15 protein-coding genes are annotated in these 15,509 nt (G+C 72.9%); 9 read left to right on the forward strand and 6 right to left on the reverse strand.

The window, feature by feature from the left end:
- Window positions 1-44: 44 nt before the first annotated feature.
- The 3 genes from ACSNOA_RS05875 to ACSNOA_RS05885 all read left to right on the forward strand — a co-directional run bounded on the left by ACSNOA_RS05875 (window position 45) and on the right by ACSNOA_RS05885 (window position 2,562).
- On the forward strand, window positions 45-725 hold the full coding sequence (locus tag ACSNOA_RS05875) for a lytic transglycosylase domain-containing protein (protein ID WP_436656905.1): 681 nt from the start codon (window positions 45-47) through the stop codon (window positions 723-725).
- Between the two features lie 111 nt (window positions 726-836).
- The gene (locus tag ACSNOA_RS05880; protein WP_436656906.1) at window positions 837-1,481 is read left to right on the forward strand and encodes a rhomboid family intramembrane serine protease; all 645 of its coding nucleotides are present in this window, start codon (window positions 837-839) and stop codon (window positions 1,479-1,481) included.
- Window positions 1,482-1,593: 112 nt separating this feature from the next.
- Window positions 1,594-2,562 carry an NAD(P)/FAD-dependent oxidoreductase gene (locus ACSNOA_RS05885; protein WP_436656907.1) on the forward strand — a complete coding sequence of 323 codons (969 nt, stop codon included), beginning with the start codon at window positions 1,594-1,596 and terminating at the stop codon, window positions 2,560-2,562.
- Between the two features lie 3 nt (window positions 2,563-2,565).
- Here the strand turns inward: ACSNOA_RS05885 and ACSNOA_RS05890 are convergent, their stop codons facing one another.
- Complete coding sequence (locus tag ACSNOA_RS05890) at window positions 2,566-3,498, reverse strand: DMT family transporter (protein ID WP_436658328.1); 933 nt, start codon at window positions 3,496-3,498, stop codon at window positions 2,566-2,568.
- 26 nt (window positions 3,499-3,524) lie between these two features.
- The gene (gene glpX / locus ACSNOA_RS05895) at window positions 3,525-4,556 is read right to left on the reverse strand and encodes a class II fructose-bisphosphatase (protein ID WP_436656908.1); all 1,032 of its coding nucleotides are present in this window, start codon (window positions 4,554-4,556) and stop codon (window positions 3,525-3,527) included.
- Window positions 4,557-4,705: 149 nt separating this feature from the next.
- On the opposite strand from glpX, the gene ACSNOA_RS05900 reads away from it, so the two are divergent.
- The 3 genes from ACSNOA_RS05900 to ACSNOA_RS05910 all read left to right on the forward strand — a co-directional run bounded on the left by ACSNOA_RS05900 (window position 4,706) and on the right by ACSNOA_RS05910 (window position 7,342).
- Window positions 4,706-5,425 (forward strand): DUF4245 domain-containing protein, encoded by a 720-nt coding sequence (locus ACSNOA_RS05900; RefSeq protein ID WP_436656909.1) that lies wholly within the window; start codon window positions 4,706-4,708, stop codon window positions 5,423-5,425.
- Between the two features lie 104 nt (window positions 5,426-5,529).
- Complete coding sequence (locus ACSNOA_RS05905) at window positions 5,530-6,339, forward strand: hypothetical protein (RefSeq protein ID WP_436656910.1); 810 nt, start codon at window positions 5,530-5,532, stop codon at window positions 6,337-6,339.
- A 142-nt stretch (window positions 6,340-6,481) separates the two neighbouring features.
- Window positions 6,482-7,342, forward strand: coding sequence for a hypothetical protein (locus tag ACSNOA_RS05910; RefSeq protein ID WP_436656911.1), 861 nt, complete (start codon window positions 6,482-6,484; stop codon window positions 7,340-7,342).
- 19 nt (window positions 7,343-7,361) lie between these two features.
- Here ACSNOA_RS05910 and ACSNOA_RS05915 read toward each other — a convergent pair whose 3' ends face one another.
- On the reverse strand, window positions 7,362-7,583 hold the full coding sequence (locus tag ACSNOA_RS05915) for an exodeoxyribonuclease VII small subunit (protein ID WP_436656912.1): 222 nt from the start codon (window positions 7,581-7,583) through the stop codon (window positions 7,362-7,364).
- A gap of 22 nt (window positions 7,584-7,605) precedes the next feature.
- Window positions 7,606-8,826 (reverse strand): exodeoxyribonuclease VII large subunit, encoded by a 1,221-nt coding sequence (xseA, locus tag ACSNOA_RS05920; protein WP_436656913.1) that lies wholly within the window; start codon window positions 8,824-8,826, stop codon window positions 7,606-7,608.
- Between the two features lie 166 nt (window positions 8,827-8,992).
- Between xseA and ACSNOA_RS05925 the strand changes: the two genes are divergently transcribed.
- Window positions 8,993-9,979 carry a 4-hydroxy-3-methylbut-2-enyl diphosphate reductase gene (locus ACSNOA_RS05925; RefSeq protein ID WP_436656914.1) on the forward strand — a complete coding sequence of 329 codons (987 nt, stop codon included), beginning with the start codon at window positions 8,993-8,995 and terminating at the stop codon, window positions 9,977-9,979.
- Window positions 9,980-10,021: 42 nt separating this feature from the next.
- Window positions 10,022-10,489: a hypothetical protein gene (locus ACSNOA_RS05930; RefSeq protein WP_436656915.1), complete on the forward strand. Its 468-nt coding sequence runs from the start codon at window positions 10,022-10,024 to the stop codon at window positions 10,487-10,489.
- 15 nt (window positions 10,490-10,504) lie between these two features.
- Here ACSNOA_RS05930 and ACSNOA_RS05935 read toward each other — a convergent pair whose 3' ends face one another.
- Window positions 10,505-11,668: a DNA recombination protein RmuC gene (locus ACSNOA_RS05935; RefSeq protein WP_436656916.1), complete on the reverse strand. Its 1,164-nt coding sequence runs from the start codon at window positions 11,666-11,668 to the stop codon at window positions 10,505-10,507.
- Between the two features lie 53 nt (window positions 11,669-11,721).
- Here ACSNOA_RS05935 and ACSNOA_RS05940 point away from each other — a divergent pair, with 53 nt between their 5' ends.
- Window positions 11,722-12,510 (forward strand): hypothetical protein, encoded by a 789-nt coding sequence (locus ACSNOA_RS05940; RefSeq protein ID WP_436656917.1) that lies wholly within the window; start codon window positions 11,722-11,724, stop codon window positions 12,508-12,510.
- 159 nt (window positions 12,511-12,669) lie between these two features.
- Here ACSNOA_RS05940 and ppc read toward each other — a convergent pair whose 3' ends face one another.
- On the reverse strand, window positions 12,670-15,456 hold the full coding sequence (gene ppc / locus ACSNOA_RS05945; protein WP_436656918.1) for a phosphoenolpyruvate carboxylase: 2,787 nt from the start codon (window positions 15,454-15,456) through the stop codon (window positions 12,670-12,672).
- Window positions 15,457-15,509 lie beyond the last annotated feature (53 nt).

Consider the following 15,509-nt stretch of genomic DNA (forward strand, 5'->3'; position numbering starts at 1 on the left):
GGCCCGGCGCGCCGTGTCCTTGCCCCCGACGAAGGGACCACTTCGTGAGTCGGCTGTGGAGCCGGTTGGGTGCCCGTACGGCCGCCGTCGCACTGCTCTCCGTGGGCGTTGCCGGCGGCTTCTATCTGGGCGAAGACCGGGAGACCCAGCAACAGGGCCTCACGGCGCAGGTCGGCGCGGAGGTCGACCAGGCGGAGTACGACTACCAGCGTGAGCGCCAGGCCGCCCACCAGGTGCAGTCCGCCCGGCAGCGCGCCGCCGAGTACCAGGCCAAGCTGCGGGCCGCCGAGGCGGCCAAGGAGGCCGCCGAGCGGGCCCGTAAGGCCGAGCAGGCGGCGGCATCCCGCAAGCGCGAGCGGGAGGCCGCGAAGGAGGAGGCCGCGAAGCCGTACACGGGGCCCATCCCCGCCTCCTGCGAGGAGTTCAGCGGCAACCGCAAGATCGGCTGTGCAGAGATGATCAAGGCGGGGTTCGGCATCGACCAGTTCCCCTGCCTCGACAAGCTCTGGACGAAGGAGAGCGGCTGGAACCACAAGGCCAGCAACTCGTCCTCCGGCGCGTACGGGATTCCGCAGGCGCTGCCCGGCAGCAAGATGAGCTCCGTGGCGGACGACTGGCGGACCAACCCCGCCACCCAGGTCAAGTGGGGCCTCGGCTACATCGAGGGCCGGTACGACACGCCGTGCGACGCCTGGGCGCACTCGAAGAGCAGCGGCTGGTACTGATTCGCGACCAGCGGCGGAACGGGGGCGGGTGGTGATTCACCCGCCCCCGTTCGCGCGAGGACGTCGGTACGTGAGTGGCGGTTGTCGCTCTTTACTGATAGCTGTTGGGGGGTGACCCTGCTCCCCGGTAGCGGCGACCCGCACCGCTTCGGCACCGAGGCGTTCTACGCCGCGCTCGGCCGTGCCTTCGTCGCCATGTGTGCGGTGGTGCCGTTCCTCTTCCTCATCGAGGTCGTCGACCAGGGCCTCGCGTTCGGTCTCGACACGGCCGCCGGGATCATCCCGAAGCGCATCGACGGGCTGGACGGGGTCTTCTTCTCGCCGTTCCTGCACCACGGCTTCGACCACCTCTACAGCAACAGCATCCCGCTGATCCTGCTGGGCACCTTCGTGCTGGCCGCGGGCGCGCGCCGGTTCCTCTGGTCCACGCTGCTGATCGTCCTGGTGAGCGGCCTCGGCGTGTGGTTCACCGGCTCGCCGAACTCGGTGGTGGTCGGCGCGAGCGGGGTGATCTTCGGCTACCTGGGGATCCTGCTCACCCGGGGCATCGTCGAGCGCAGCTGGTGGAACTTCGCGGTCTTCCTGCTGGTCGGCCTCCTCTACGGCTGGCAGATCGTCGGCGTCCTGCCCACCGACGAGCGGATCTCCTGGCAGGGGCACCTGTTCGGGCTGATCGGCGGCGTGGTCGCGGCCATCCTGTTCCGGCGCCGCCGCCACGACCCCTACCGGTCCGAGTCCACGCTCAGCCTGCCCTGACCCGACGCGACCCGCCCCCGTCGGCCGCGGGACGTGCTTGCCCGGGCCGCCTCCCGGCCCTACCGTCGGCTTCAGCACGCGTTGATCCGCGAGCGGGAAGCGACGGTACGCCATGCGCGAGGTCGATGTCGCCGTGATCGGGGCCGGTCCGGCCGGTCTCTTCGCCGCGTACTACGCCGGCTTCCGTGGTCTCTCGGTGGCCGTGGTCGACGCGCTTCCCGAGCCGGGTGGCCAGGTCACCGCCATGTACCCGGAGAAGCTGATCTTCGACGTGGCGGGCTTCCCCTCGATCAAGGGTCGGGACCTCGTGGCGAACCTCGTGGCGCAGGCCGCGCCGTTCGACCCGTCCTACCTGCTGGGCACGCGGGCGGAGCGGTTGTCGTACGCCGAGGGCAGGCCCGTGCTCGGCCTCGCCGGTGGCACGGAACTCCGCTGCGGCGCGGTGATCGTCACGGGCGGGCTGGGGAGCTTCACCCCGCGCCCGCTGCCGGTCGCCGCCGACTTCGTCGGCACCGGCATCGTCTACTTCGTGCCGCGACCGGCCGATCTGACCGGGCGGGACGTCCTCATCGTGGGCGGCGGTGACTCGGCCTTCGACTGGGCGTCGACCCTGCACCCGCTGGCCCGCTCGGTGACGCTCGTGCACCGGCGGGAGAAGTTCCGCGCGCACGCCGGGACCGTGGCGCGGGTGCTGGGGCTGCCCGTGCGGGTCATCGTCAACGCCGAGGTGACCCGGCTGCACGGCGACGGCACGGTCACCGGCGCGGAGATCACCGTGCGGGGTGGCGCGGCCGAGACGCTGCCCGTCGACACGGTCGTCGCGGCGCTCGGGTTCACGGCCGACCTCGGCCCGCTCGCCGACTGGGGGCTACGGCTGGACCGCCGGCACATCGTCGTGGACAGCACCATGGCCACCAACCTGCCGCGGATCTTCGCGGCCGGCGACATCACCGAGTACCCGGGCAAGGTCCGGCTCATCGCTACCGGATTCGGTGAGGCCGCGACGGCCGTGAACAACGCGGCCGTGGTCATCGACCCGGGGGCGCACCTCTTCCCCGGGCACTCGTCGGACGGCACCTGACGGTCAGCGGGGCGGGGCGAGGGCGGCGACCAGCACGGCGACCAGGGTGAGGGCGGCTCCGGCCAGCGTCGTGAGGCCGGGGTGCGAGGCGGCCGTCGGCAGGGCCAGGTCCAGCAGGACGGCGCCGACGATCTGACCGGCGATGGTGGCCAGGCCGAGCAGCAGCACGCCCGTGAAGCGGACGATGGCCGCGGCGACCGCGATGAAGACGATGCCGATGGGGCCGCCGAGGTACAACCACGGCTCGGCCGGCAGGCTCCCGGCCGGCCAACCGCGTACGGCCACGTCGACGGCGAACGCGACGAGGAGGGCCGCCGTGCCGACCGTGAAGTTCACTAGCGTGGCGGTCAGCGCGCTCCCCGTGGCCACCCGTACCCGCCCGTTGACCGCCTGCTGCCAGGCGGTGGTCACACCGGCGAGGAGCGGCAGCACGGCGAGCACCAGCGCGTCCGGCTGGCCGAGCCGGTCGCTGACCGCCAGGATCACCGCCACCACGGCGAGCGCCGCGCCGGCCAGCCGCTGACCGGTGACCGGCTGGGCGCCCGTGGGGCCGATCCCCGCCCGGTCCACCGCGAGACCGCTGCCCGACTGGCCGGCGACGACCGCCACCGTGAAGACGGCGACCCCCAGCGTGCCGATGGTGAGCCCCTGGCTGGCCACCAGGAACGCCCCGCACAGGCCGCCCAGGCACTGCCACGGGCGCAGCGTCCCGGCGGTGAGGGTGTCCCGCAGGGCGAGCAGGCCCTGCCGCCCGGTGGGCGTGAGGGGGACGAGCACGAGCAGCACCAGCAGCCCGATGCCGAACGAGATCACCGCGGCTCCGAAGCCGTCGCCGAGGCGTACGCCCAACTCGCCGTTGATCCGCGACTGGATGGCGACGGCGACCCCCGAAAGGGTCGCCAGGCCCACCCCCGCGATCCGCTGGCTCGCCGGCAGGACGGGCCGGTCGGTCGTCGCCGCGCTCACTCCTGCTCGGCCAGGGGCCGGCCGTCGAAGTCGACGGCCGAGTAGAGCGCCAGCTTCTCCAGACGGTGGTAGGAGTCGATGACGCGGATCGTGCCGCTCTTGGAGCGCATGACGATCGACTGCGTGTACGCCCCACCGGACCGGTAGCGCACACCGCGGAGCAGGTCGCCCGAGGTGACGCCGGTGGCCACGAAGAAGCAGTTGTCGCCGGTCACCAGGTCGTCGGTGGTGAGCACCCGGTCCAGGTCGTGGCCGGCGGCCAGCGCCTTCTCCCGCTCCTCGTCGTCCTTCGGCCAGAGCTTCGCCTGCATCATCCCGCCCATGCACTTCAGGGCGCAGGCGGCCGTGATGCCCTCCGGCGTCCCGCCGATGCCCATGAGGACGTCGACGTCCGACTCGCCCCGCGCCGCCGCGATGGCGCCGGCGATGTCGCCGTCGGAGATGAACCGGATGCCGGCGCCCGCCCGCCGGATCTCGGCGACCAGGTCCTTGTGCCGCGGCCGGTCCAGGACGCACACCGTCACCTCGGACACGTCGGCGCCCTTGACCCGGGCGATCCGGCGCAGGTTGTCGGCCACGCCCGCGTTGATGTCCACCACGTCGGCGTACTGCGGGCCGACGGCGAGCTTCTGCATGTAGAAGACGGCGCTCGGGTCGAACATCGCCCCGCGCTCGGCGACGGCCAGCACCGCGAGGGCGTTGGGCATCCCCTTGCTCATGAGCGTCGTCCCGTCGATCGGGTCGACCGCGACGTCCACCTCCGGCCCGCTCCCGTCACCGACCTCCTCGCCGTTGAAGAGCATCGGCGCGTTGTCCTTCTCGCCCTCGCCGATCACCACGACGCCCCGCATGGGGATCGAGTTGATCAGCTTGCGCATGGCGTCGACGGCGGCCCCGTCGCCGCCCTCCTTGTCGCCGCGGCCGACCCACCGGCCGGCGGCCATCGCCGCCGCCTCGGTGACCCGTACCAGGTCGAGGGCGAGGTTTCGGTCCAGATTCTGCGGGATCCGGGTCCTGGTGTTCGTCATGACGGCTCCTCCTCGCGACGGTGCGGGGTGGCCCGGCGCCAGTGGCTGCCGGCTTTGTCGCTGATCCTCACACGATGGCGGACCGGCCGCCGGGGCGGGGCGGTGATGGCCCGGATACCGCCCGTCGGGAGGGCTGCGACAATGGAGGGGTGGAACCCGCACACCCCGCCGACCGCGTACCCTCCGAGCCCGTCCCGACCAGTCCGGCGCCCACCGGCGAGCCGGCCCTGGTCGAGCCGACGGGTGAGACGGCGCTCGTCGAGCCCGCGGGCGCCGGGCGGGCCGAGGCGTCCGTCCCGCGGGAGCCGTCGGCGACCGATCCCGTGGACCCGCCGGCGCCGCCGCCCGCCGTCGAGGCCCGTCGGTCCGACCGGTCGCCGAAGGACATGGCTATCTCGCTGCTCGTCCTGTTGATCCCGATCGCCCTGCTGCTGGCGTTCTACCGGGGCTTCCTCGGCGGCGACCAGGCGACCCCGGTCGACCCGGCGCCGGCCATCGAGCAGGCACGGTCGGCGAACGCCTTCCCGGTGAGCGAGCCGGCCGGTCTCGGCGACGGCTGGCGTACGGTCACCGCCCGCTACCAGACCGTCGACGACGGGAGCAGCCTGCGGCTCGGCTACCTGACCCCGGAGGGCCAGGGCGCCCAGCTGGTCCAGAGCAACGTGCCCGCCGAGCGGCTGCTGCCGTCCGAGCTGACCGAGAAGGCCCAGCCTCAGGGCCAGACCGACCTGGCGGGGCGGAACTGGCAGCGGTACACGGCCCGGGCCAACGAGCAGGCGTTCGTGCTGCTGGAACCGAACCGCACGGTGATCGTGGTCGGCGACGCGCGGGAGAGCGAGCTGCGCCAGCTCGCCGGGTCGCTGCGCTGAGGCACGCCCCCCGAAGCTCCGCAAGATCGGTTACGCTGCTCCGGCTCACCGCCCGGGACGTGTACGTCGCCCGGGCGATTTCCGTACAGCGAAGAGAGAAAAACGTGAACATTCGACGGTGGAGCTTCGGCATGCTCGCCGCCACCCTGCTCGTCCCCGGCCTCACCGCCTGCAACTCGGGCACCGACGCGGACGAGCCGGCCGCCGCGAACTCCTCCGCCGCCGCCGTACCGGCGGACCCGAAGGAGGCGCTGCTCGCCTCCACGAAGGAGCTGGAGAAGGGCAACTTCACCTTCACCCTGGCCGGTGACGGCGTCACCGGCCAGGGCCTGGTGCACAAGCCCAGCAACAGCGCCCAGGTCACCATGACGATGGACGACGGCTCCGGCACGAAGATGGGCATGGAGCTGATCCACATCCAGCCGGAGAGCTGGGTGAAGCTCGACCTGGGCGAGCTGGGGGCCATGATCCCCGGTGCGGCCGCCATGAAGGACAAGTACCAGCACCTCGACCAGTCCAAGGTCAAGGACGTGCGGGACCTGACCCTCAACATGGAGGACCTCGACCCGGGCGACAGCGCGATGGTGCTCAAGGGCGTCACCGAGGTGCAGAAGACCGGCGAGGGGGCGTACAGCGGCAAGGTGGACGTGTCCGGCGTGACCGACGCCGATTCCCTCGACGCCGATGTCATCAAGGCGCTGGGCGCCCAGGCCAAGTCGCTGCCGTTCACCGCCAAGCTGGACGCGCAGGGCCGGCTCACCGAGTGGGTGATCTCGATCCCCGCTGCCGGTGAGACGAAGGCGCACGACATCAAGGTCACCTACGCCGACTACGGCAACGCCACCGCCGCGCAGAAGCCGGCGGCCGACAAGGTGGTCGAGGCGCCCGCCCAGACGTACGAGATGTTCAAGTAGATCGGCACGACCGGAACGGGGCGGCGGCTGCCGCCCCGTTCTCCGTTTCCGGGGCCATCGGGAAACCCGACGGCTGGGCGATTGCCGGACTCCACGGGAGGGAACAAGACAGTGGCGAGCTGATCCTTCCTGGGAGACACAGATGACTCTTCGACGACTGAGCGCCGGCCTGGTGGCCGCCGCGTTGTTCACCCCCGGTCTGGCGGCCTGCAACGCGGCCGGCGCACCGGGCACCTCCGCGTCGCCGTCCGTCACCGCGTCCGGCACCGCCACGGCCACGTCGACGGCCAGCGGCACCGCGTCCCCGGTGGCCGGCGACGCCAAGCAGGCCCTGCTCGCCTCCACCGAGGCGATCCGCGGCGGCAACTTCCGGTTCAGCATGAGCGGGGTCGGCAGCACCGCCGAGGGCCAGGTGCACGAGCCGAGCCAGAGCGCCCAGATGCGGGTGTCGATCGGCGACGCGTCCTCGGACCTGTCGATGACGCTCGACGTGATCCACGCCAAGCCGGACAGCTGGGTAAAGGTGGACCTGGGCGGGAAGGCGGCCGGCAGCGTGCCCGGCCAGCAGAGCCTGAACCTCGGCAAGTACCAGCACCTCGACCAGACCCGCATCAAGGGCAACCGCAACCTCGGCTTCGACTTCGACAAGCTCGACCCGGCCGGCAGCGAGGTGCTCACCCAGGGCATCACCGAGGTCCGGCAGACCGGCGAGGGCGCGTACGCCGGCACGATCGACGTGTCGAAGGCCGCCGAGGCCGGGTCGCTCGACGCCAACGTGATCACGGCTCTGGGCGCGCAGGCCAAGTCGGTGCCGTTCACCGCGAAGCTGGACCCGCAGGGCCGCCTCAGCGAGCTGGTGATCCAGATCCCGGCGGCCGGCCAGACGAAGGCCCAGGACGTGAAGATCACGTACTCCGACTACGGCAACGCGACCGCCGCGCAGAAGCCGCCCGCGGACCAGGTCGTCGAGGCCCCGCCGGAGCTGTACAACCTCTTCAACTGAAAGGCCGGGGCGCCGCCCGTCAGGAGCTCTGTTCCTGGCGGGCGGCGTCGATGCGGGCGCGGGCGCCGTCGAGCCAGCGCTGACAGATCACCGCCAGCGCCTCGCCGCGCTCCCACAGCGCCAGCGACTCCTCCAGCGAGGTGCCACCGGCCTCCAGCCGCTCCACCACCGACGCCAGCTCGGCGCGGGCCTGCTCGTAGCTGAGCCGCTCGTCGGGGGCGGCCTTCGTCTCGTCAGTCATCGGCTCCATCCCAGCACACGGGTCACCCGTCCACCGTGGCGGCCAGCTCGCCGTCGGCGAGGCGTACCCGCAGTGGATCGCCCTTGCCCACCTCGGCCGCCGCGCGCACCACGTGGCCGTCGGCGCGCTGGACGATCGCGTACCCCCGCTCGAGCGTGGCCGCCGGTGAGAGCGCGCGCAGTCGCGCGAGGGTGTGTCGCAGCTCGTCATCGGCGGCGGCCAGCCGGTGGTCCAGGCAGCGCCCGGCCCGCTGTCGCAGCGCCGCCAGGTCGGTCGCCCGCTGGTCGACCATCACCTGCGGGCGGGCCAGCACGGGCCGGGAACGCAGCGCGTCGAGCCGGTGCGCCTCCCGGTCGACCAGGTTGCGCACCGCCCGTTCGAGCCGGTGCCGGGCCTGGCCGAGCAGGCGTACCTCCTCGGTGAGGTCGGGTACGACCCGTTTGGCGGCGTCGGTCGGTGTCGAGGCGCGCAGGTCGGCCACGTAGTCGAGCAGCGGGGCGTCGGTCTCGTGGCCGATCGCGCTGACCACGGGGGTGCGGCAGGCGAAGACCGCCCGGCAGAGCGCCTCGTCGGAGAAGGGAAGCAGGTCCTCGATGCTGCCGCCGCCCCGCGCGATGATGATCACGTCGATGGTCGGGTCGGCGTCGAGCACCTTGAGGGCGTCGACGATCTGCGGCACGGCGCTCGGCCCCTGCACGGCCACGTTGACCGTGCGGAACTCCACGGCGGGCCAGCGCCGGCGGGCGTTGGTGAGCACGTCGCGCTCGGCGGCCGAGGCCCGCCCCGTGATCAGCCCGATCCGACCGGGCAGGAACGGCGGGCGGCGCTTGCGGGCCCGGTCGAACAGGCCCTCGGCGGCGAGCAGCTTCTTCAACTTTTCCAGCCGCGCCAGCAGCTCGCCGAGACCCACCTGGCGGATCTCGTCGGCGCGCAGGCTCAACGTGCCCCGGGCGGCGTAGAACTCGGGCTTGGCGTGCAGCACCACCCGCGCGCCCTCGCGCAGCTCCGGCGCCCCCATGTCGAGGACGTCCCGGTTCGTGGTGACGGTCAGGCTCAGGTCGGCGGACGGATCCCGGAGGGTGAGGAAGACCGTGCTGGCGCCCGGCCGGCGGCTGATCTGGGCCACCTGCCCGTCGACCCACACCCAGCCGAGCCGCGCGATCCAGGCGCCCACCTTCTGGCTGACCACCCGGACCGGCCACGGCTCCTCGGACGTGCTCCGTCCCACCTCACCCGTGCTCACCCGCCCACCCTACGGCCCACCCCCGACCCCCTCTTCGTTGATCATGAGGTTGACGGCGGTGTCGATCTCCGGCGGCGCCGCCAACCTCATGATCAACGGCGTGCGGGGGCGGTGGGGGACGGTCACAGCCGATGTCGGGTTCCCGAGCGGCACGTACGATGGGCGGGTGACTCAGGCTGAAGCGACTTCGCGGACCGGCAAGCGCGTACTCCTGGCCAAGCCCCGCGGCTACTGCGCGGGTGTCGACCGAGCGGTGCAGACCGTGCAGGAGGCGCTCAAGCTCTACGGCGCCCCGATCTACGTGCGCAAGCAGATCGTGCACAACAAGCACGTGGTGCAGACGCTGGAGGCACAGGGCGCGATCTTCGTGGAGGAGAACGAGGAGGTGCCGGAGGGCGCCACCGTCATCTTCTCCGCCCACGGCGTCGCCCCCGAGGTCTACGAGCAGGCCAGGGCGCGCTCGCTGAAGGCGATCGACGCGACCTGCCCGCTGGTCACGAAGGTGCACCAGGAGGCGAAGCGGTTCGCCGCCGAGGACTACGACATCCTGCTCATCGGCCACGAGGGGCACGAGGAGGTCATCGGCACCTCCGGCGAGGCCCCCCGGCACATCCAGCTCGTCGACGGCCCCGAGGACGCCGACAAGGTCACCGTCCGGGACCCGAACAAGGTGGTCTGGCTCTCCCAGACGACCCTGTCCGTGGACGAGACGCTGGAGACCGTCGCCCGGCTCAAGAAGCGGCTGCCCATGCTCCAGTCGCCGCCGAGCGACGACATCTGCTACGCCACGTCCAACCGGCAGCACGTCGTCAAGCAGATCGCGCCGGAGTGCGACGTCATGATCGTCGTCGGGTCGCGCAACTCGTCGAACTCCGTACGCCTCGTCGAGGTCGCGCTCGACGCCGGCTCGCGCGCCGGGCACCTCGTCGACTTCGCGCACGAGATCGACGACGCCTGGCTGGAGGACGCCCGCACGGTGGGTGTGACGTCCGGGGCGAGCGTGCCGGAGGACCTGGTGGCGGAGGTGCTCGCGCACCTCGCGGCGCGGGGCTTCACCGACGTGGACGAGGTGACGACCGCGAACGAGCGGCTCACCTTCTCGCTGCCGCAGGAGCTCAAGCGGGACATGCGGGCCGCCGCGGCCCGTGGCTGACCGGGCGGAACGTCTCGTGCCCCCGGCACGTCCGATACCGGCATGAGGACCCTTCGGCTCGCCGCCCTCGCACTGGTCGCCGCCGCCGCGCTCGCCGCGTGCGGCGACCCGGACGGCACGGGCACCCCGACCCCCACCGCGACGGGAGCGTCCCCGGTGACCGAGCAGCCGCCGAGCGCGACGCCGCCCCCGACGGCGTCGACGGGACCGACGGCGTCGACGCGACCGACGCCGCCACCGAGCGGGCCCGTGCGCCCGACCGTCCCGCCCAAGAGCCCGGGCGGCCCCACCCTGCCGCCGCCGGTCGGCGCCACCACGCTGACCGGCACCGTCGTCCCGGGCGTCGAGCCGAAATGCCTGCTGCTCGACGGCTACCTGCTGATCGGTGGGCCCCGGGACGTGCTCACCGCGGGCGCGACGGTGACCGTCAGCGGCCGGCCCGAGCCGGGCATGATGACGACCTGCCAGCAGGGCACCCCGTTCGTCGTGGAGAGCGCCCGCCGCGCCTGACGCGCCCCGTCGGGGTCAGCGCGGCGCGGCCTCGCCGTCGGGGGCGTCGACCAGCTCCGGCGCCTGCGGCTGCCGGGGGGCCAACTCGACCTGCGCCGGCGCGGCCAGCTCCTGGTCGGAGACGCCCAGCTCGGCGAGCTTGCGGGCGCTCACCAGCACCCGCGCCTCCAGCGAGCCGACCGCCCGGTTGTACGCGGTCACCGCGCCGCCCAGCGCCGAGCCCAGCTTGCCGACGTGGTCGCCGAGCGTGGCGAGCCGGCCGTGCAGCTCCCGGGCCAGCGAGTGCACGGCCGCCGCGTTGCGGGCCAGGGCCTCCTGGCGCCACGAGTAGGCGACGGTGCGCAGCAGCGCCACGAGCGTGGCCGGGGTGGCGAGCACGATGTTGCGGGCGAAGGCGTGCTCCAGCAGCGTCGGGTCGCGCTGGAGCGCCACGTCGAGGAACGGATCCGCCGGCACGAACAGCACCACGAACTCCGGGGTGCTGTCGAACGCGGCCCAGTAGGTCTTGGCGGCCAGCGCGTCGACGTGCGCCCGCAGGTGCCGGGCGTGGGCGTCGAGGTGCGTGTCGCGGCCCCGCTCGTCGCGCGCCTCCATGGCTGTGAGGTACGCGTCGAAGGGCGCCTTGGCGTCGACCACCACCGAGCGGCCGCCGTGCAGCCGGACCACCAGGTCGGGGCGGACGCCCTGGTGGTCGGTGGCCGCCGTGACCTGCTCGGCGAAGTCGCAGTGCTCCAGCATGCCGGCCGCCTCGACGATCCGGCGCAACTGGTGCTCACCCCAGCGGCCGCGGACCTGGGGCGCGCGCAACGCCGCCACGAGCTGCTTGGTCTCGGTGCGCAGCTCGCCGGAGACCACGCTCATCGACCGGACCTGCTCGCGCAGCTCGGCGTACGCGTCGACCCGGTCGCGCTCCAGCTCCGCCACCCGCTGCTCGTAACGACGCAGGGTCTCGTGCAGCGGGGCGACCGCCCGGGCCACCGCCTCCTGGGACTGGGCCGTCGCCTCGTAGCTCAGCGCCCGCATGGACTGCTCGAGCCGCCCCTCGCCCTCCCGGGTCGCCCGCAGCGTGGCGTCTAGGCGGGCGATCTCGGCGGTGGAGCGGGACCGGGCCGCGAGCCAGCCCACCGCGCCGCCCACGCCGAGGCAGACCACCACCACGGCCAGCGTTGGGAAGTCCATCACTGAAGCTTGCCAAACGGGTACGACGAGCGCCCGCTGGGTACGTTCGAATCATGGATGTTGCCCTGTGGGTGGCCCTGATCCTGATGCTCGGAGGTGCACTGGTGTTGTGGCGGTGGGGGAGCCGGTCCCGGCGGGCCGCCGAGCTGGCCGACGCGCGCGCCGAGGCGCAGCGGTGGTACGAGCGGCTCGGCGGGCAGCTGATGAACCTGCACGGGGACGCCCCGGCGGTCCGGCAGGCGCTCGCCGACGCGGGTGAGCGGTACAACGCGGCCGGCTCGCAGTTGGAGGCGGCGAACACCCCGCACCAGTTCGCGCTGGCCCGGGAGACCGCGCTGGAAGGTCTCGCGTACATCCGGGCGGCGCGGACCGCGATGGGCATCGACCCGGGCCCGGAGCTGCCGCCGCTGGCTGCCGCCCGGGGCGCCGGGATGCTCACCAAGGAGCGCGAGGTCAACGTCCAGGGGCAGACCTACCGGGCCGGCCCGCAGCCGGGAAACCAGACGCCCTACTACTATCCGGGCGGAAACTGGCAGGGACGCCCCGTGCCGGCCGGGTGGTACTCGACGCCGTGGTGGAAGACCGCCCTCGGGGCCGGGGCCGGGGTGCTCGGCGGCATGCTCATCGCCGACGCGCTCTTCTCGCCGGCCTTCGCCGACCCGGGTTACGGCTACGAGGCCGGCTACCAGGAGGGCTTCTCCGACGGCGCCGACTACGGCGACCAGGGTGACCAGGGCGACCAGGGCGACTACGGCGACCAGGGCGGTGACTTCGCTGCCGGCGGCGGCGACTTCGGGGGCGGCGACTTCGGGGGCGGCGACTTCGGGGGCGGCGACTTCTGACCCGCCGCCCCGGCCCGCAACGTCGGGGGTGGACCCCCACCGCACCGCGAGCCTGATGCCTCAGAGGCATATTTATGACTCTGAGGCATCAGGCTCACCAGGTAGGTACCCCGCCCGTCCCGCACGACGGCCCCGCGCACCGCGCAGGCTGGTGTGCGCTCAGCCCGTGTTGCGCATGCCGGCCGCGATGCCGTTCACCGTGGTGAGGAGGGCCCGCTCCAACGCCGTACCGTCGCTCGGGGCGCGGCGGCCACCCGGCGCCGTGGCCACGGCCCGGCCCGCGGCGCCGGAGTCGCGGTACTGGCGCAGCAGTGCGACCTGGAGGTGGTGCAGGGGCTCCAGGTAGGTGTCCCGCACCGCGAGGGTGCGCTGGAGGACGGGCGAGTTCTCCAGCAGGGCCGGGGAGGCCGTCACCGCGAGCACCTCTCGCTTGGTCAGCTCGTACTCCTCCTCGATCTTCTCGAAGATCGGCTGGAGCTTCTTCGGCACGAGGGACTCGACGTACCGGCGGGCGATCGTCAGGTCGGTCTTGGTCAGCATCATCTCCACGTTGGACAGGAACGTCCGGAAGAAGTGCCAGTTGCGGTGCATCTCGGCCAGGACGTCGGCCAGCCCCGCCTCGCGCGCGGCGGCCAACCCGGAGCCGACCCCGAACCACCCCGGGACGATCTGCCGGGTCTGCGTCCACCCGAACACCCAGGGGATGGCCCGCAACCCGGACAGGCCGGCGCCCGTGTTCGGCCGCTTCGCCGGGCGTGAGCCGATGTTGAGCGCGCCGAGCAGCTCCGTCGGCGTGGACGCCCAGAAGTAGGCGGGCAGGTCCGGGTCCTCGACGAGCGAGCGGTACGAGCGGAACGCCGACTCGGAGACCACGTCCATCGTGGCGTCCCAGCGCTCCAGCATCTCGGCGGGCTGGCGCGGCGCGGTGTGCAGGAGGGTGGCCTGCAGGACCGCGGCCAGCGTCAGCTCCAGGTTCTCCCGGGCCAGCGACGGCAGGGTGTACTTGTCGGAGATCACCTCGCCCTGCTCGGTCACCTTGATGGCGCCGTCCAGCGTGCCGTACGGCTGGGCCAGGATCGCCTCGTGCGTGGGCCCGCCACCGCGCCCCACGGTGCCGCCGCGGCCGTGGAAGAGCCGCAGGTGCACCCCGTGCCGGGCGGCCACGTCGCGGAGCGCGCGCTGCGCCCGGTGGATCGACCACTGGCTCGTGGTGATCCCCGCCTCCTTGTTCGAGTCGGAGTAGCCGAGCATGACCTCCTGCACGTCGCCCCGGGCGGCCACGAGCGCCCGGTACGCGGGCAGCGACAGCAACTCGTCGAGCAGCTCACCGCCGGCGTTGAGCTCACCGGGAGTCTCCAGCAGCGGCACGAAGCCGATCCGGGCGCGACCGCTGTGCACGTCCACGAGACCGGCCTCGCGGGCGAGCACCACCGCGGCGAGCACGTCGTCCACGCCGAGGGTCATCGAGATGATGTACGACTCGATGACCTCGTTGCCGAACCGGTCCTGCGCCTCGCGGATGGCGCCGAACACGTCGAACGTCTTGCGGGCCGACTCGGTGAGCGGCGTGTCCAGCGTGGACAGGGGCCGGCGACCGGCCAGCTCGTCGGCGAGCAGCTTGGTGCGCTCCAGCCGCGTCAGCGCCGGGTAGTCGGAGACCTCCCCGACGGCCGCGTAGAGCTGGGCCAGCACGGCGTGGTGCGCCTCGGCGTGCTCCCGGACGTCCATCGTCGCGAGGTGCAGGCCGAACGCGGAGACCGTACGGATGGTGGAGGCGAGCCGGCCGACGGCCGTGAGCTGCCCCGAGTTGCGGGCCAGCGAGGCGCGCAGCAGCTCCAGGTCGGCAATCAGCTCGGCGGAACCCCGGTAGTCGCGGCCCGGCACGTGCGGGGTACCCCGGCGCAGGCGCTCGCGCGTGTTGGCGAGCTTGGCCTTCACGCAGCGTGCCTTGAGCCGGTACGGCTCCTCCGCGTTGACCCGCCGGAACCGGGGCGCCACCTCGGGCAGGGCGTCGAGGTCGGCGGCGAGGCTGGCCGAGAGGTCCAGCGACACCCCGCGCAGCCGCCGGGACACGGAGACCTCGTTGATGAGGTGCTCCATCGCCGACTCCGTGGCCTGGATGCCGTGCTCGTGCTGGATCCGCAGGACCTCACGGGTGACGGTCGGGGTGACGAACGGGTTTCCGTCCCGGTCGCCACCGATCCACGTGCCGAAACTCAGCGGCCGGGCGGTCGGCGAGGTCTCCACACCCAGGGTGCGCAGCGTGTCGGCGAGGTCGTCGAGGACCTGGGGAGCGGCCTCGGCGTAGAGGTCGCGCAGGTAGTAGATGGCGTTGCGGGCCTCGTCGGTCGGGTCCGGCCGGTCGAGCCGCAGCTCGTCGGTCTGCCACATGAGGTCCAGCAGCTCCGCGAGCCGCCGGTTGGCCGGGCCCTCGTCGCTCGCGCCGTAGAGGATCGCGTTGGCGGTCTCGGCGTCCAACTCGTCGGCGATGGCGCGCAGCTTCGACAGGATCGACCGCCGGGCCGCCTCGGTGGGGTGCGCCGTGAAGACCGGCCGGACCGCGAGCCGGCGGGCCACCGCGGCGATCTCCTCGGCCGGTACGCCCCGCTCGGCGATCATCTTCGCCGCCTGGTCGAGCCAGCCGCCGTGGACCGCCCGCCGCCGGCGCAGGTCGCGGGCGCGGTGCACCTGCTCGGTGATGTTGGCCAGGTGGAAGTAGGTGGAGAAGGCACGTGCCAGCTTGGTGCCGGTCGTGACGTCGAGGGTGGCGAGCCGCTGCGCGGCGGTCGGGGCGTCCGAGCGGACCAGCGCGCGGATCTCCTCGACGAGGTCGAGCAGGGGGCGGCCCTCCTGGCGGGCCAGGGTCTGGCCGAGCAGAGTGCCGAGGCGGCGGATGTCGGCGCGCAGGGCGGCGTCGGGGCCGTCGTGGTCGTGCTGGTCGGTCACGGGGCGCTCCTTACGTGCGTACGAAGGACAGCGCTGTCCGACTCCCCTGGATG

This window comes from Micromonospora sp. URMC 103 (assembly GCF_051386435.1).
Classification (GTDB): domain Bacteria; phylum Actinomycetota; class Actinomycetes; order Mycobacteriales; family Micromonosporaceae; genus Micromonospora.